This window comes from Nucisporomicrobium flavum (assembly GCF_016464385.1).
GTDB classification, from domain to species: Bacteria; Actinomycetota; Actinomycetes; order Mycobacteriales; family Micromonosporaceae; genus Actinoplanes; species Actinoplanes flavus_A.
Map to the genome: position 1 here is coordinate 211,438 of NZ_JADMLH010000015.1, position 16,642 is coordinate 228,079.

A 16,642-nucleotide genomic window follows, 5' to 3' on the forward strand; every position below is an offset into this window, starting at 1 on the left:
CCGACGGATTCAGGCGAGGAGCTTCTCCAGAGCCGGCGTCACGCCCCACTGGCCGGTCAGCGTCTCGTACTCGGAACGCTGGTCGTCCGTCGGGGCGGCGCCGGTGCGGCGGGCCCGTAGCAGCAGGTTGCGCGGCGTGTGCTGCGAGTCCACGAACTCGACCACGTCGACCTTGTAGCCGTTCAGCCGCAGCAGGGACGACCGCAGCGAGTCGGTGAGGACGTCCGCGAAGCGCTCCCGCAGGATCGCGTTCCGGGTCACCTCCGCGTACGGCGCCGGCGCCGTGCCGCCCTTGAGCTGGGCGGCGATGTCGTGGTGGCAGCAGGGCGCGGCCAGGACCCAGCGGGCGTTCCACCGTACGGCCCGGGCCAGCGCCTGGTCCGTCGCCGTGTCGCAGGCGTGCAAGGCCAGCACCAGGTCGGGCGCCTCGTCGACCTGGGCGTCCTCGATGGTTCCCGCCACGAAGCGGACCGCGTCGGCGCAGCCCAGCTGCTCGGCGACGGCGGTGTTGCGTACGCGTTGATCCTCGCGGACGTCGACCCCCACGACCCGGACGTCGGCGGCGCGGTCGGCCAGATACCGGTACGCCGCGAACGTGAGGTACGCGTTCCCGCAGCCCAGGTCGACGACCCGCAGCGGCGACGGCAGCTCGTCGGGCAGGGTGGCGGCCAGGGCGCGCAGGAACGCGTCGACCTGCCGGCGTTTCGCGGCGTTGCCGCCGATGACGGTGAACAGCGGGTCGCCCGGGTCGAGCAGCCACTGCTTGGCCCGGTCGTGCTGGGCGGGCGGCGCGGCGGCGATGCTCGCGCCGGCGCGATGAACCTGGGCGTCGCCCTTCTTCGTGACCCGCACCTGCACCGTCGACGTCGCGGTCTCCACGTGCCAGTTGCCGAACGGCTCGGCGAGCAGGGCGTCGACCGCGGCGGCAGCCTCCTCGCCGCCGACGTTGCGCGTGTACGGCCGGGAGCCGTCGTTCGTGACGATCTGCAGCTTCCGGCCGGTCTTCAGCTCGACGGGCCGCAGCTCGGCCCGCTGCAGCGACGGGGTGACGCCGCGCCGCCGGCCCGCCGCGACCGCACGGATGAGCGCCGGGTCGAGCAGCAGCTCACGGACCTCGGCCAGGACGGCTTCCAGCGATGGGGGCATCCCACCATTCTGCCTCGGACCCCCGCGACACCCCGAGCGCCGCTCGGCGTTTGTTAGCCTCGCCTAACACTGAGGGAGGTGCTGCCGTGACGTCTGCCGAGCCGCGCGCCCGGCTGTCCGTCCGGCTGCGCTCCGCTACCCGTTCCGACCACGACGAGGCGCAGGGCAGCGGCTTCCTCGACCGCCTCGCCTCCGGCAGCCTGCCGCGAGCGGCGTACGCGGACCTCGCCACCCAGCACTGGTTCATCTACGAGACCCTCGAGCAGGCCGCGGTCGTCATGGCCGCGGATCCGGTGGCCGGCCCGTTCGTGTTCCCCGAGCTGACCCGGCTTCCCGCCCTCACCGACGACCTCGCGGTGCTGACCAGCCAGGATCGGTACGCTCCGTTGCCGGCCACCGAGCGCTACCGGGCCCGCCTGCGCGAGGTCGCTTTCGACCGGCCGTGGGCCTTCATCGCCCACCACTACACCCGCTACCTGGGCGACCTGTCCGGCGGTCAGTACCTCGGTCCGGCGATCGCGAAGGCGTACGGCCTGGACGGTCCCGGGCACCGCTTCTTCGTTTTCGACGGCGTCTCGCCACCCGCGTTCCGCACCCGGTACCGTGCATTGCTCGACGATCTGGCGCTCTCGCCGGACGACGAGGGAAGCCTCCTCGCCGAGGTGTCGGAGGCGTACCGCCTGAACATCGCCGTTCTCGCCGACCTCAAGGAGCGCTGGGTGGAAGCCTTCGACCTCACCCCGGAGGCGGTCGCGCAGATCGCCCGGCACATGAACGACGACCACGCCGAGGACAACGTGTTGATCGTGCGGGGCCTCGGCGGCGTCGGTACGGCCAGCGCCGCGCGGGTGTCCGGGCTGGACGCTGACGGCATGGAGTTCGAGGCCACCGTGGACGGCATCGCGGTCCCGGTCCGTATCCCGTTCCGGGAGCGGCTCACCGAACGCCGGCAGGTGCGTGGCGAGGCCGTCCGCATGTACCGGGAGGCGTGCGCCGCCCTGGGCATCACCCCGGAGCACTGACGGAAGAAGGCGCCCCACCGTTGGGTGGGACGCCTTTTCGCGTACGTCGTCAGTCCTCGGAACCCGATCCCGTGCCCACTCCGGCGTCGGAACCACCGGTCATCTCACCGGACGACTCCGCCGCGCCACGCCCGCCACTGCGCCGACGCCGGCGCCGCGGACGGCCACCCTCGGTGGAGGAGGACTCGGCGGCCTCTGCGGCAGGGGCGTCCGCTGTGGGCGTACCCGTGGCGGGCTCGTCGACCTGGCGGCGGCGACGCTGCCGGCGCGGACGGTCGGACGTCTCGCCCTCCGCGGCCGGGGCTGCCTCCGGCGCGCTCTCGTCACCGCCGCGCCGGCGCGAACCGCCGCCGGCACCACCACCGCTGCTACGGGGCCGGGAGCGGCTGTTGTCCTTGCCGCGGCGGCGTCCCCCGAGGTCCTCCTCGATCTCCGCGGACAGGCCGACGCGGTTGCGCTCGGCCGTCGGCAGGGTGCCGGAGATGTCCGTCGGGATGTCCAGGTCGGCGTAGAGCGCCGGGGAGGTGTGGTACGTCTCCGGGGGCTGCGGCATGTTGAGGCCCATCGACTTGTCGATGAGCACCCAGCGCGGCATGTCCTCCCAGTCCACGAACGTCACGGCGACGCCGGTCGCGCCCGCCCGGCCGGTGCGGCCGATGCGGTGCGTGTACGTGTCCGGGTCCTCCGGGCAGTCGTAGTTGAGGACGTGGGTGACGCCGGAGACGTCCAGGCCGCGGGCGGCGACGTCGGTGGCGACCAGGACGTCGATCTTTCCCGTGCGGAACGCGCGCAGCGCCCGCTCCCGGGCGCCCTGGCCGAGGTCACCGTGGACGGCGGCCACCGCGAAGCCGCGGAAGTCGAGGTCCTCGGCGACGCGGTCGGCCGCGCGCTTGGTCCGGGTGAAGATCATGGTGAGGCCGCGGTCGCGGGCCTGCAGGATGCGCGCCACCATCTCCAGCTTGTTCAGCGGGTGGGTGCGGTAGACGACCTGCTTGGTCAGCGGCGACGGGCCGCTCTCGGTGGTGTGCCCGGCGTGGATGGTGACCGGGTGGCGCAGGAAGCGGCGCGACAGCGCGACGATCGGGTCCGGCATGGTCGCCGAGAACAGCATGGTCTGCCGCTGCTCGGGGAGCATGGCGAGGATCTTCTCGACGTCCTCGAGGAAGCCGAGGTCGAGCATGCGGTCGGCCTCGTCGAGCACCAGGGCCTTGATCGAGGTGAGCTTCAGCTGCTTCTGCTTGGCCAGGTCGAGCAGGCGGCCGGGGGTGCCGACCAGGATCTCGACGCCCTTCTTGAGCGCCTCGACCTGCGGCTCGTACGCCACGCCGCCGTAGATCGGCAGCACGCGCACGCCACGGGTGGCGCCGGCGGCGGCGAGGTCGCGCGCCACCTGCAGGCCCAGCTCACGGGTCGGTACGACGATCAGCGCCTGCGGTTTGCCGTCGGCGCCCTCGCTCGGGGCGGTCATGCGCTCGAGGATGGGCAGACCGAAGCCGAGGGTCTTACCGGTGCCGGTGGGCGCCTGGCCGATCAGGTCGGTGCCGCGCAGCGCGATGGGGAGTGCGTACTCCTGGATGGCGAAGGCCCGGGTGATGCCGGCAGCGGCCAGCGCCTCCACGGTTTCCGCGCGGACGCCCAGCTCGGCGAAGGTGGGGCTGTCGGGGCGGACGGGGGCGCGGGTGAGGACCGGTACCAGGGCGGGTTCTGTCTCGGTGGGTTCGATGTCGGTCATGGAGTTCTGCGGGTGCCTCTCGTGGTGCGCCCGTCGAAGTCCTGGGCGCGGTCTGGATAGGGCGCGGGCCACACGCGAGGGAGCTCGCGGGCCGCACGCGCGTCGCCGCGGCGGAACCAGAGAAATGGATCGACGTCGGCGGCGACGGGCCAAGTCTACCCGACGGAGAGATTGCGCACCTCAGGCCGAAGGTGACCGGCGGCGGAAATGCGTCAGGGGGCCCGAGGGCCCCCTGCTCGCCGGTGCTGCGCGTGCTTATCGCGTGCTTATCGCGTGGTGAAGCCGAACGGGCGGGTGTTGCTCTCGGCGATCTCCACGTAGGCCACCTTGGCGATCGGCACGATCACCTTGCGGCCCTTCTCGTCGGTCAGGGTCAGGACGCTGTCCTTGGCCAGTGCCTCGGTCACCACCTGCTCGACCTCGGCCGGCGTCTGCGCACTCTCCAGCGCCAGCTCACGCGGGGCGTGCTGCACGCCGATCTTGACCTCCACGGGGCCCTCCCTCTCAGCAGTCTTCCGACATGAAGGCTAGCCGATTTCCGCAGACGTTCCCGGCGTTGACTCACCCTGCAGCGGGAAGGTGGCGATGCCCCGCCAGATCAGGGCCGCGACCAGCGCTTCCGCCTCGTCCTTCGCGACCTGGCGGCCGGTCGCCAGCCAGTACTGGGCCGCCTGGCCGGAGACTCCGACGAGGCCTGCGGCGAGCAACTCGGCCTTCGCCTGGGTCAGCCCGGTGTCCGCGACCACTGTGTCGGTGACAGCGGCGATGCAGCCCTGCTCCACCCGCTCCACCCGTTCGCGCACCTGGGGGTCGTTGCGCAGGTCGGACTCGAAGACGAGACGGAACGCCTCGCTCTCGTGGTCCATGAAGTCGAAGTACGCCCGTACGGCGCCCTTGACCCGCTCCTTGTTGTCCGGGGTGGCCAGCATCGCGCCGCGTACCTTGGCGATTATCGCGTCACAGTGCGTGTCCAGCAGGGCCAGATAGAGCTCGAGCTTGCCGGGGAAGTGCTGGTAGAGCACGGGCTTCGAAACGCCGGCCCGCTCGGCGATCTCGTCCATGGCGGCGGCGTGGTAGCCCTGCGCCACGAAGATCTGCTGCGCGGCGGCAAGCAGTTGCTTACGGCGCGCGGAGCGCGGCAGGCGCGTCGGGCGCCCCGCCGTCTGTGCCCCGCCGGACGCAGCAGTCATGTCACAATCCTCCGAGCTTGAGTCCCACCGCGCTGGAAGCGACGCGGATTGCCCGGTTCGTCGTCTGTCGCGTTCCGGGCGGGCAATTGTCGCGACGCTGCAACTTATCGCCACTGCAACCACACGGTAGCCTCAGCGGGGGGCAAGCGAGGAGCGCGTGGTGGACGAAACAGGGCATTCCGGTGACGCCGGGGCCGCCGAGGGCGGTGCCGGTGCCGAGTCGCGTGACCGCACCCTGTTGAACGGATGGGCCGCACGGGAGAGCCCGTGGTCCAACGCTGGTGCCGCGCTGGACCCGGAAGCCGAGGTCCCGGCGTGGCGCCGGCCCGCGACGGAGGTGCGCCCGTTCACCCGCCCCCTGCCGACCGACCCACCATCGGGTGACATCCGCCCGTTCGCGGCCGCGCCCCCGCCGCCGTCGTTCACCCCCGCCCAGCAATCGCCCGCGCCGCCCGTCGACGGGTCACCGCCGCGGCTGGAGAACGCCGCCTCGCCGCGCTGGTCCGACAGCCGCGCGCGCTACGACGATCTGCTCTCGCACCTCTCGCCCAACGGGGGCGAGCCGCGCCAGGACGAACCCCGGGCCGCCGAGCCGCCGCGCGCCGCCCCGCTCTCGCCCGTGCCGCCGCGCGCCGCCCCGCTCTCGCCCGTGCCGCCGCGTTCAGCCCCGCTGTCGCCTGTGCCGCCGCGTTCAGCCCCGCTGTCGCCCGTGCCGCCGCCACGCCCCGACCCCCTCTCGCCCGAGCTGTTGCACGGCGGTCAGGAGAGCACCCAGCTGCCGGCCAGCGCGCCGCCGTACCCGTATGAGGGTGATCTCGACGACGCGGCCCGGCCCCAGGCGGCCCAGCAGCGCGCGTCGTTCCCCGCCGTGCGGCCCGCGGCCCCCGGCGGCCGGCGCGCCGAGTGGACGACCGCCGAGTCCGCGCGGCATGCGCTGGACCCGCCGACCCCGGCCGAGGGCATGCCCCGGGTCGGCCCGCCGGAGGCTACCGACCAGTCACGTTCCGGCGATCAAGGGCTCGGCCGGCCGTCGTACGATCCCTCCAGCTTTCCGCGCCGGCTGCCGTACGAATCCCCGCAGCCGGCGTTCACCGGACGGCCGGCCGGCGACCCCGGCGCCGGCACCACCGGGAAGCCGCCCTTCGCCGCGTTGCCGCAGCGCGTCCCGGCCCAGCCGGACGTGCCCACCGTCCCGGAGCCGCCGTCCGTGGAGCCCTCGGCCGAGACCCCCGCGCTGGCGCGGATCGCGACGCATCTGCGCCGCGAGGACGCGCTGGCGCCGCAGGAGCGGCAGGACGGCTTCGACGTCAACGCCATCCTGGAGGCGGTCCGCGAGGTCGAGGGCGTCCGCGACGCGGCGCTGCGGACCACCCCCGCCGGTGCCCACAGCCTGCGGCTGGACCTCGCGGAGGGCGCCGACCCGGCCGAGGTGAGCCGCCAGGTCGCCCGCCTGCTGCAGGACCGCATGGGTCTGGACGCGGCCATGCAGGGTGCCACGCCGCTCGCGCCGACGCGTACGCCTGCGCCCGAGGAGGCGCCTCCGGCCCCGGCGCCCCGGTCCGCGCCGCCGGCACAGGCCACCACCCGGGCGCTGCCCACCCGGACGTCCTCGGCGGCGCAGGCCTCCGCGCCTCCGGTCGCGCCGGCCCCGTTCGTGCCGTCGCAGCCCAACCCGGCCGGCCGGGCCGCCCCGCCGAGCCCCGTCGCCCCACCGGCACCCGCAGCGCCGCCCAGCGCAGCGCCGCGGAGTCCGGCCGCAACGCCTGGCCCCGCCGCGATGCCGAGTCCCGTCTCGGCGCAGCGCATGCCCACCGGCATCGACCCCGCCCCGCCGCGCCCGCTGCTCGAGCCCGGCGACCGTCCCGGCCCGCGGGTGATGATCGAGAACGTCCAGGTCAACACCTTCGGCAGCGAGGCGACCGTACGGGTCCAGCTGACCGTCGGCGGCCAGGCCGCGGCGGGGGAGGCCACCGGCCCGGCGGTGGACGGCTACCTGCTGCGGCTCTGCGCGATGGCCACCGCGACCGCCGTCGACGACCTGCTCACCCACTCGGACCACGCCGACGGGCCGGCGAAGTGCTTCGTCGAGCACGCGGCGGCCGTGCCGTTCGGCTCGATCCAGGTGGCCGTGGTGGTCGTCCTGCTCGCCACCGACGGCTGGGTGGAGCAGCTCGCCGGCTCGGCCGTCGTCACGGGTGACGATAGGCACGCCATGGTCCGCGCCACTCTGGCGGCCGTCAACCGGCGGCTCGAGGCACTCTTGTCCTGATGAAGGGCGCGAAACTCGCGGCGGACGAGGTCCTGCCGCCCGACGGGGCCCTGCCACCGCCGTGGCCGGCCCGCACAGTGATGATCGACGGCGCGATGCTGCACGTCCGGGACACCCCGGCGACCACGCCCGGCGCCGAACCGGCGGTGTACGTGCACGGCCTCGGCGGCTCGTCGCAGAACTTCACCGACCTCGCCGGGCTGCTCGCCGACCGGTTCGACGCCCAGGCCGTGGACCTGCCCGGGTTCGGCTACAGCGACCCGAGCCGGCGCTACTCGATCGCCGCGTTCGCCGACCGGCTCATCGGCTTCCTGGAGCACTCCGGGCGCGGCGCGGTCCACCTGGTCGGCAACTCGCTCGGCGGCTCGATCTGCGTACGGGTGGCGGCGCTGCGCCCCGACCTGGTGCGCACCCTGACCCTGATCAGCCCGGCGATGCCCTTCCTCGACCCGCGGCGTACGGCCCAGGGCCCGGTGCTGCCGGTGCTCGCCCTGCCCCGCGCCGACCGGATCATCGCGTGGGGCATGGCCCGGATGACCGCCGAGGAGATGGCCGAGCAGGTGCTGCTGGCGTGCTTCGGCGACACCACGAAGGTCAGCGAGCAGCGCCGGGCCGAGGCGATCGAGGAGATCAAGCTCCGGTACACGGTCGCGCATTACTCGAAGGCGTACACGGGGACGTTGCGCGGGCTGGTGTCGAGCTTCCTGCGGGCGTACCTGCCGGGGGTGAATTCGCAGTGGCGGCTCGCCGCGCGCATCACCGCGCCGACGCTGGTCATCGGCGGCCTCAAGGACGAGTTGGTGGACCCGCGGGTGCCGGCGCAGGTGGCGAAGGCGATCCCGGACAGCCGGCTGCTGATCCTGCCCGGCGTGGGGCACGTGGCACAGATGGAGGTACCCCGGCTGGTCGCCCGCGCGATCGTCGGCCTGCTCGAGGACGTCGCCTCCCATGACCGGACGGAAGGCCTGCCGCTGCACCCGTGATGTGGCACGCTGGCGGGCAAATGATCGACACCCGTGTTGCCGTGATCGACCGGCGCCGCCGCATCTGGTTCGCCGCCGTCATGGTGGCGGCGCTGCTCGTGGCCGGTGGCCTGCTGTTACCCACCGTCTGGGCGTCCGGGCCGCCGGTGCCCATGCCGGTCGCGTCCGCGGCCGTGCCGGCGCCGGCCCTCGCGGCCACGTCCGTGCCGTCGGCCTCGGCGGTTCCCTCCACGCCGCCCTCACCCCCGCTGCGGACGTCGGTCGCGCTGCCGGGTCCGGTGCCGGCCCGCGGGTCCGGCACGTTCGCGTACGCGCCGGGCCGGGGCAAGATCTTGGGTACGGCGGGAGCGGTACGCCGTTTCCGCGTGGCGGTGGAACGGGGCAGCGGCGAGGACGTCGTGGCCTTCGCCGCGTTGGTCGAGTCCACGCTCGGCGACCGGCGCAGCTGGACCGGGGACGGGCGGTTGCGGCTGCAACGCGTACCGGCGGGGGAGAAGGCGGACTTCACCGTGTTCCTGGCGACGCGGGACACCGCCGGGCGGATGTGCGCTGCCGGAGGCGTCACCATCACGGTGGGCGGGCGGCCGTACACGTCGTGCCGGACGACCGGGCGGGCGATCATCAACCTGGACCGGTGGCGGCTGTCGGCACCGCCGTACGTCGCCGCGAAGGTCCCGCTGCCGACCTACCGCCAGTACGTCATCAACCACGAGGTCGGCCACGAGCTGGGCCACGGCCACCAGGGCTGCCCGAAGCGCGGCGGGCCGGCGCCGGTGATGGTGCAGCAGACGCTGACGCTGCGCGGCTGTGTGCCGTACGCGTGGCCCCGCCGCGGCAACCGCCTCCTCCAGGGTCCGTCGCTCTGATGCTTTCGGGGCAAATGCCCCGTGCCGAATGGTGTGCTCTGGCACCCTGACCGTGTCATGGAGAAGATGCGGCCGTACCTGCGACGCCGGTTGATCACGGCGCTGATCCTGTTCACGCTCGCCGTCGCGGTGTTCGTGGCGGCCGAGACGATGCGCGCCGGCAACCCCGGCGGGTGAGCTTTGATTCCCGTTTCCCGCATGCCGGGCCGGTGGCCCACGTCATGCCCATGACGGCGATTCACGAGCAACAATGGTGGCCGCACCTTCCGTCAACCCGGGGAGTTCACCGTGTCACTGCCCCCGCTCGTCGAGCCGGCCGCCGAGCTGTCCGTCGATGAGATCCGGCGCTACTCGCGCCATCTGATCATTCCCGACGTCGGGATGGACGGTCAGAAGCGACTCAAGAACGCCAAGGTGCTCGTCGTGGGCGCGGGCGGCCTGGGCTCGCCGGCGCTGCTGTACCTGGCCGCGGCCGGGGTCGGCACGCTCGGCATCGTGGACTTCGACACCGTCGACGAGTCCAACCTGCAGCGGCAGGTCATCCACGGGGTCTCCGACGTGGGCCGTCCCAAGGCCGAGTCCGCGGCGGCGAGCATCCGTGAGATCAACCCGCTGGTGAACGTGGTCATCCACAACACCGCGCTGGACCGCGACAACGTCAAAGAGATCTTCAGCCAGTACGACCTCATCGTCGACGGCACCGACAACTTCGCGACCCGCTACATGGTCAACGACGCCGCGGTGCTGCTCGGCAAGCCGTACGTGTGGGGTTCGATCTACCGCTTCGACGGCCAGGCGTCGGTGTTCTGGGAGGAGCACGGCCCCTGCTACCGGTGCCTCTACCCGGAGCCCCCGCCGCCCGGCATGGTGCCGTCCTGCGCCGAGGGCGGCGTGCTCGGCGTGCTGTGCGCGTCGATCGGCTCGATCCAGGTCAACGAGGCGATCAAGCTGATCACCGGCATCGGCGAGCCGCTGGTCGGCCGGCTGATGGTCTACGACGCCCTCGAGATGGAGTACCGCAAGATCAAGGTTCGCAAGGACCCGAACTGCGCGCTCTGCGGCGAGAACCCGACCGTCACCGACCTGCTCGAGGACTACGAGGACTTCTGCGGCGCCGTCTCCACCGAGGCGCAGGAGGCCACCCTCAACGCCACGATCACGGCCAAGGAGCTCAAGGAGTGGCAGGACTCCGGCAAGGACATGTTCCTGGTCGACGTCCGTGAGCCCGCCGAGTGGGAGATCAACCGGATCCCGGGCGCCACGCTGATCCCCAAGGGCGAGATCCTCTCCGGCGAGGCGCTGGCCCGCTTCCCGCAGGACCGCCAGATCGTGCTGCACTGCAAGTCGGGCGTGCGCTCGGCGGAGGCGCTCGCGGCGCTCAAGGCGGCCGGCTTCAAGGACGCCGTGCACGTCCAGGGCGGCATCGTCTCCTGGGTCAACACGGTGGACCCGTCGCTGCCGTCGTACTGAGGTCATTCCGGACGGCCGCTCACCCCGCTGAGGGTGAGCGGCCGTTTGCTGTCAGTCACGGCGCACCCATCACCGGCCGTCAATGTCCCCTGATCGGGCGGGACGGAAGCGACCTTATAGACAACTACCGAAACGGTCCGGCGAAAAGCCCGGCTGCGTTGTAGCGTCACCGTCGTGGTCGACATGGATGCCGCAATCGGGTACGTCATAGCGCACGGTGACCCGGTGGAACGGGCGCGGCTGTCGTACCTGAGGACGAGCACGGAACCGCCGCCGGGCGTCCTCGACCGCATCGAGAGCGGCCAGACCCCGGAAGGCGGCTGGCCCGCGAGCGGCGACAGCCCCGTACCGTCGATCGACGCCACCTGCTTCCGCCTCTCCGAACTCGACGACCTCGGCGGCCTCCGCGGCCCACAGGTCGACCGGGCCCTCGCCTGGCTCGCCGGCGTCCAGCGCAGCGACGGCACCTGGCAGGAGGACGAGTCCCTCGCCCCGGAGGCGCCGCCGTGGGCTGTGCCCGGCGACCCGGAAGCCACCCTCTACCTGACCGCGGTCGCCGGCTTCTGGATGACGGTCGCCGACTTCGAGGCCCACCCCCACCACGACGCTCCACCCCGGTACGCGACCACCCTCGCCGCGGCGGCCCGCCACGTGGTCGCCCAGCTCCGCCCGGACGGCAGCTGGCCGTCCTTCCTCGCCGCCGGCTGGCACGCGGCGGGGCTCTTACATGAGCAGCAGTTCTTCTACGAGTCGGCGCGGATCCAGCTCGTGCTCGGCGACCGCGTGGCCGACATGTCCCCGGCGGACGTGGCGAACATGGCGGCGGCCCTGCGCCGGGTCAACCTCGGCGACGACTGGCTGGTGCAGGCGGCGCGGAAGCGGCTGGCGGAGACGCAGCGCACGGACGGCGGCTGGGACAGCGACGAGGGGCCGATCTTCGACGTCAACACCACCCTGACAGCGATCCGCGCCTGCCGCTGACCCCGCGCCGCGCGCTTAATGCACGCGCTACGCGAGGCCACGCCTCGCGCCCGCCAAGCCGCCGCCGAGCCCAAGCCGCCGCCGAGCCCAAGCTGCCGCCGAGCCCAAGCTGCCGCCGAGCCCAAGCTGCCGCCGAGCCCAAGCTGCCGCCGAGCCCAAGCTGCCGCCGAGCCCAAGCTGCCGCCGAGCCCAAGCTGCCGCCGAGCCCAAGCTGCCGCCGAGCCCAAGCCGCCGCCGAGCCCAAGCCGGCGCCGAGCCCAAGCCGGCGCCGCCGCCGAGCCCGAGCCGCGCGGCCCGGGCTGTGCTGGCCCTGGCCCTGGCCCGCGGCGTCAGCGGGTGTGGCCGTTGCCCGTGACGATGTACTTGGTCGAGGTGAGCTCCGGCAGCCCCATCGGCCCGCGCGCGTGCAGCTTCTGCGTGCTGATGCCGATCTCCGCGCCGAACCCGAACTCGCCCCCGTCCGTGAACCGCGTCGACGCGTTGATCATCACCGCGGCCGCGTCCACCCGGGCCGCGAAGCGGCGGACCGCCGTCGTGCTCTCGCTGACGATCGCCTCGGTGTGGCCCGTGCCGTAGCGGCGGATGTGGTCGAGCGCGTCGTCGAGGGAGTCGACCACTGCGACCGAGATGTCGGCCGAGAGGTATTCCTTGCCCCAGTCCTCGTCGGTCGCCGGGACGACGCCGTCGAAGGAGGCCACGCGGGGGTCGCCGTGCACCGTCACGCCCGCGTTGATCAGCTCCTCGATCACGAGCGGCAGGAACGACTCGGCCAGCGCCGAGTGGACGAGCAGGGACTCGGCGGTGTTGCAGGTGGACAGGCGCTGGGTCTTCGAGTTCAGCACCACGCCGAGCGCCTTCTCGAGGTCGGCGGACTCGTCCACGTACACGTGGCAGTTGCCGACGCCGGTCTCGATGACCGGGACCGTCGACTCCTCGACCACCGTCTTGATCAACGACGCGCCGCCGCGGGGGATGAGCACGTCCACGAGGCCGCGGGCGCGCATCAGCTCTTTCACCGAGTCGCGGGTGGTGGCGTCGAGCAGCTGGATCGCGTTGGCCGGCAGCCCGGCGTCGCTGACCGCCTTGCGCAACACCGACACGATCGCCGCGTTGGAGCTCATCGCCGAGCCGGAGCCGCGCAGCAGCGCCGCGTTGCCGGACTTGAGGCAGATGCCGGCCGCGTCGGCGGTCACGTTGGGACGGCCCTCGTAGATGATGCCGACCACCCCGAACGGCACCCGTACCTGCCGCAGCTCGAGGCCGTTGGCGAGGGTCGAGCCGCGGACCACGTCGCCGACCGGGTCGGGCAGGGCGGCCAGCTGCCGCAGGCCGTCGGCCATCGCGGCGACCCGCTCGGCGGTCAGCGTCAGCCGGTCCACCATGGCCTCCGGCTGCCCGGCGGTACGCGCGTTCTGCACGTCGACGGCGTTCGCGGCGACGATGTCGTCGGCCCGTTCGACGAGCCGCTCCGCCATCAGCAGCAGGGCGGCGTCCTTCTCGGACCGAATGGCGGCGGCCAGGTCGATGGCGGCGACCCGCGCCTCGGCGGCCTGCTGCAGGACACTCATGATGACTCCTGGGAAGAGAACCGGGTGTGGTCAGAGAAGCACCAGGTCGTCACGGTGGACAACCTCTCGTTCATATCCTGGCCCGAGCGCCGCGGCCAGCTCGCCGGTGGACCGGCCGAGCAGCGCCGGGAGTTCCACCGCGTCGTAGTTGACCAGCCCGCGGGCCACGGGAGCGCCCGAGCCGGCGTCGACGAGGTCGACGGGGTCGCCGGCCGCGAACGAGCCGTCCACCGCGGTGATGCCGGCCGGCAGCAGCGACTTGCGCCGGGCCACGACCGCGGCGACCGCGCCCGGGTCGAGGTGCAGCCGGCCGCGCGGCGAGGTGGCGTGTGCCAGCCAGAACAGCCGGGCGGTGGGGCGCCGGGCGGCGGCGTGGAACAGCGTGCCGACCTCGTCGCCGTCGAGCGCGGCACCGGCCAGGGGCGCGGCGGTCAGCACGACGGGAATGCCGAAGCCGGTGGCGATGCGCGCGGCTTCCACTTTCGTGACCATGCCGCCCGTGCCGACGCCCGCCTTCCCCGCGGACCCGATGGCGATCCCGTCCAGGTCCGAGTCGTCGCGCACGGTCGTGATGCGCCGCGACGAGGGCGCGGACGGATCGCCGGTGTACAGCGCGTCCACGTCGGAGAGCAGCACGAGCAGGTCGGCGTGGACCAGCGCGGCGACGAGCGCGGCGAGCCGGTCGTTGTCGCCGAACCGGATCTCCTCGGTGGCGACCGTGTCGTTCTCGTTGACGATCGGCAGGGCGCCGAGGTCGAGCAGCTTGCGCAGGGTCCGGTACGCGTTGCGGTAGTGCGCCCGCCGGGTCACGTCGTCGACGGTGAGCAGCACCTGTCCCACCGTCAGCCCGTGGCGGGCGAAGCCGGCCGCGTACCGTCCGATCAGCAGGCCCTGGCCCACCGAGGCCGCCGCCTGCTGGGTGGCCAGGTCGCGGGGCCGGCGGCGCAGGTGGAGCGGGGCGAGCCCGGCAGCGATCGCGCCGCTGGAGACCAGGACCACCTCGCGGCCCCCGGCGCCCAGCCTGCCGAGCACGTCGACGAGGGCGTCGACGCGCTGGTCGTCGATGCCGCCGGCGGCTGTGGTCAGCGAGGACGACCCCACCTTGACCACGATCCGGCGCGCGCCGGTCACCTCTTCACGCACCCGGCCCATTCTGCTCGCCGCGGGCTCCGCGGCCGCCGCGAGATCCCATATCGTGGCGACGGTGACACCCCAGGAGTACGTGGAAGAGGTTCTCCGGCTCGTGGAGAGCATCCCCGAGGGCCGGGTCATGTCCTACGGGGCGGTGGCCGACGCGCTCGCCGACCGCTCGGGGCGCAACTCGGCCCGGCAGGTCGGCACGATCATGGCCCGGCACGGCGGCGGCGTGCCGTGGCACCGGGTGGTCACGAGCGCGGGCCGGATGCCGCCGGGGCACGAGCAGGAGGCGCGGCAGCGGCTGCTCGGTGAGGGCGTACCGCTGAAGGGTGACCATGTCGACATGGCCCGCGCTAGCTGGATGCCCTGAGGCCGATCCAGGTCAGCGCGCCGCGCATCTGGAACTCGAAGAAGTCCCGCCGCTGCTCGATCGTGTTGTTGAGCTGGCCGAACAGCTCCGCGCTGACGGCTCCGCAGAGGTGGATCCAGCCCGCGATGCTGCGGCCGACCAGCTGCGGCGGCGCGCCGGGAGCGGCCCGCTCGGCGACCATCGCCAGATCCTCGCCGAGCCGGCCTCCGATCGGCTCACCGGGCTCGACCTCGCCGGACGCTGACGCGTCCTGGACGATGCGGCCGAGGGTCAGGATGACCCGGATCGCCGGTTCGACCGTGTCGGTGGGGGCCTGATATCCGGGTACGGGGCTGCCGTAGACGAGCGCCCACTCGTGCGGGTTGGCCAGCGCCCATTCGCGTACGGCGTGGCAGACGGCCAGCCACCGGTCCACGGCGGAGCCCGTGTCAGGGGCGTTCTCCGCGGCCTCGCCCAGCGAGTCGTACGCGTCGATGATCAGCGCGGTGAGCAGCTCGTCGCGGCTGGCGAAGTACCGGTACACGGCCGACGACGCCATGCCGAGGTCGCGCGCCACCGCCCGCAGCGAGAGGTTCGCGCCGTCGGTCGCCAGGTGCCGCCGGGCCGCCGCCTTGATCTCGTCGGTCATCTCGGCGCGGACGCGCGCCCGGAGCGATGCGGCTGTCATGTGAACAGTGTGCCATACCGAGAGCACTGCTCTTGACGGCGAAGGCTCGACGCGGCATGGTGTTCTTAACAGAGAGCACTGCTCGCAAAGGAGAGCGCCATGTCGAACCACGTGATCGTCGGAGCCGGACCGGTGGGCTCGTCGGTCGCCCGCCTCCTCGCCGATGCCGGGGAGACCGTCCGCATCGTGACGCGCAGCGGCTCGGGCCCCGAGCATCCGCTGATCGAGCGCATCGCCGCCGACGCCGGTGACGCCCGGCGCCTCACCGAGCTGACCCGGGACGCCGAGGTGCTCTACAACTGCGCGAACCCGCCGTACACGAAATGGCCGGAGCTCTGGCCGCCGATGTCGGCCGCGATGATCACCGCGGCCCGGGAGAACGACGCGGTCCTCGCGATCACCGGAAACCTCTACGGGTACGGCCCGCAGCCCGGCGGCCGCATGTCGGAGCGCACCCCACTCGCCGCGACCGGACGCAAGGGCCGCGTGCGCATCGCCATGTGGCAGGACGCCCTCGCCGCCGGCATCCGTACGCTCGAGGTGCGCGGCTCGGACTACGTCGGCGCGGGCGCCACCGGGGTGGTCTCGGCGGTACTGATCCCAGCGATCGCCAAGGGCCGCACGGCGTGGATACCGGGCGACCCGGAGGCCCCGCACACGTGGACCTACGTCGGCGACATGGCCCGTACGCTCGTAACCCTCGCCCGCGACGAGCGCGCCTGGGGCCGGGCCTGGCACGTACCGTCCGCGCCCGCAGTCAGCGTCCGTGAGCTGGCAGCCCGCTACGGAACAATGGCCGGCGCCCCGGCGGTACGGGTCCGCAGGCTGCCCCGAGCGGCCATGCGCACCGCCGGCCTCGTCATCCCGATGGCGCGGGAGCTGGCCGAGATGGACTACCAGTTCTACGGGCCGTTCCTGCTGGACTCGACCGAGACGGAGCAGACGTTCGGCCTGCGGGCGACGGACCTGGACGTCGGCCTCGAGGAAGAGGCGGCACACGCGGGCCTCGCCCGCTGACGGCGAAAGGTCGGCCCGGCGCGGGTCCGCCCGCCCGGCGCGGGGCCGTTCGCTCAGCGCGGGGCCGTTCGCTCGCGCGGGGCCGTCCGGTGCTAGATGTAGTGATCACGAGCGTTGTTGACGCGGCGTGTCGGCTTGAGATGTGAGAAGACCTCCGGCGAGGTGGAAGTTGCGACGCTTCACCGAACCGGAGGTCTCTATGGCCCACCGTAACGCCCGCCTGA

15 protein-coding genes are annotated in these 16,642 nt (G+C 73.0%); 8 read left to right on the forward strand and 7 right to left on the reverse strand.

Translation table 11 applies throughout. The features are described from left to right. Positions 1-9 precede the first annotated feature (9 nt). The gene (locus IT780_RS30345; protein WP_199515226.1) at positions 10-1,146 is read right to left on the reverse strand and encodes a class I SAM-dependent methyltransferase; all 1,137 of its coding nucleotides are present in this window, start codon (positions 1,144-1,146) and stop codon (positions 10-12) included. A gap of 86 nt (positions 1,147-1,232) precedes the next feature. Here IT780_RS30345 and IT780_RS42245 point away from each other — a divergent pair, with 86 nt between their 5' ends. Further along, a complete protein-coding gene (locus tag IT780_RS42245) occupies positions 1,233-2,168 on the forward strand; it encodes a biliverdin-producing heme oxygenase (protein ID WP_307831462.1) in 936 nt (311 codons plus the stop codon). A 49-nt stretch (positions 2,169-2,217) separates the two neighbouring features. Here the strand turns inward: IT780_RS42245 and IT780_RS30360 are convergent, their stop codons facing one another. The 3 genes from IT780_RS30360 to IT780_RS30370 all read right to left on the reverse strand — a co-directional run bounded on the left by IT780_RS30360 (position 2,218) and on the right by IT780_RS30370 (position 5,090). Beyond that, positions 2,218-3,900 carry a DEAD/DEAH box helicase gene (locus IT780_RS30360; protein WP_199515227.1) on the reverse strand — a complete coding sequence of 561 codons (1,683 nt, stop codon included), beginning with the start codon at positions 3,898-3,900 and terminating at the stop codon, positions 2,218-2,220. A 266-nt stretch (positions 3,901-4,166) separates the two neighbouring features. Further along, positions 4,167-4,391: a DUF3107 domain-containing protein gene (locus IT780_RS30365; RefSeq protein WP_199515228.1), complete on the reverse strand. Its 225-nt coding sequence runs from the start codon at positions 4,389-4,391 to the stop codon at positions 4,167-4,169. A gap of 36 nt (positions 4,392-4,427) precedes the next feature. Further along, complete coding sequence (locus tag IT780_RS30370; RefSeq protein ID WP_199515229.1) at positions 4,428-5,090, reverse strand: TetR/AcrR family transcriptional regulator; 663 nt, start codon at positions 5,088-5,090, stop codon at positions 4,428-4,430. 160 nt (positions 5,091-5,250) lie between these two features. Between IT780_RS30370 and IT780_RS30375 the strand changes: the two genes are divergently transcribed. From IT780_RS30375 to IT780_RS30395, 5 genes are all read left to right on the forward strand, one after another. After that, positions 5,251-7,359 (forward strand): Daple, encoded by a 2,109-nt coding sequence (locus tag IT780_RS30375; RefSeq protein WP_199515230.1) that lies wholly within the window; start codon positions 5,251-5,253, stop codon positions 7,357-7,359. Continuing rightward, positions 7,359-8,342, forward strand: coding sequence for an alpha/beta fold hydrolase (locus IT780_RS30380; protein WP_199515231.1), 984 nt, complete (start codon positions 7,359-7,361; stop codon positions 8,340-8,342). The genes IT780_RS30375 and IT780_RS30380 overlap by 1 nt, the downstream gene beginning before the upstream one ends. 20 nt (positions 8,343-8,362) lie before the next feature. After that, the gene (locus IT780_RS30385; RefSeq protein ID WP_199515232.1) at positions 8,363-9,208 is read left to right on the forward strand and encodes a DUF3152 domain-containing protein; all 846 of its coding nucleotides are present in this window, start codon (positions 8,363-8,365) and stop codon (positions 9,206-9,208) included. Between the two features lie 288 nt (positions 9,209-9,496). Beyond that, a complete protein-coding gene (gene moeZ / locus IT780_RS30390; RefSeq protein WP_199515233.1) occupies positions 9,497-10,678 on the forward strand; it encodes an adenylyltransferase/sulfurtransferase MoeZ in 1,182 nt (393 codons plus the stop codon). Between the two features lie 174 nt (positions 10,679-10,852). Further along, positions 10,853-11,659, forward strand: a complete 807-nt coding sequence (locus IT780_RS30395) for a prenyltransferase/squalene oxidase repeat-containing protein (RefSeq protein WP_199515234.1) — start codon at positions 10,853-10,855, stop codon at positions 11,657-11,659. Positions 11,660-11,988: 329 nt separating this feature from the next. Here IT780_RS30395 and IT780_RS30400 read toward each other — a convergent pair whose 3' ends face one another. Both IT780_RS30400 and proB read right to left on the reverse strand, forming a co-directional pair. After that, entirely contained in the window at positions 11,989-13,227 is a 1,239-nt protein-coding gene (locus tag IT780_RS30400) for a glutamate-5-semialdehyde dehydrogenase (RefSeq protein WP_199515235.1), read from the reverse strand. 30 nt (positions 13,228-13,257) lie between these two features. Continuing rightward, the gene (gene proB, locus IT780_RS30405; protein WP_199515236.1) at positions 13,258-14,370 is read right to left on the reverse strand and encodes a glutamate 5-kinase; all 1,113 of its coding nucleotides are present in this window, start codon (positions 14,368-14,370) and stop codon (positions 13,258-13,260) included. A 61-nt stretch (positions 14,371-14,431) separates the two neighbouring features. Between proB and IT780_RS30410 the strand changes: the two genes are divergently transcribed. After that, entirely contained in the window at positions 14,432-14,734 is a 303-nt protein-coding gene (locus IT780_RS30410) for an MGMT family protein (RefSeq protein ID WP_199515237.1), read from the forward strand. On the opposite strand, the gene IT780_RS30415 is transcribed toward IT780_RS30410, so the two are convergent. Next, complete coding sequence (locus IT780_RS30415) at positions 14,718-15,401, reverse strand: TetR/AcrR family transcriptional regulator (RefSeq protein WP_199515238.1); 684 nt, start codon at positions 15,399-15,401, stop codon at positions 14,718-14,720. The genes IT780_RS30410 and IT780_RS30415 overlap by 17 nt on opposite strands. 99 nt (positions 15,402-15,500) lie before the next feature. Here IT780_RS30415 and IT780_RS30420 point away from each other — a divergent pair, with 99 nt between their 5' ends. Next, complete coding sequence (locus IT780_RS30420) at positions 15,501-16,418, forward strand: NAD-dependent epimerase/dehydratase family protein (protein ID WP_199515239.1); 918 nt, start codon at positions 15,501-15,503, stop codon at positions 16,416-16,418. The last annotated feature ends 224 nt before the right edge of the window (positions 16,419-16,642 follow it).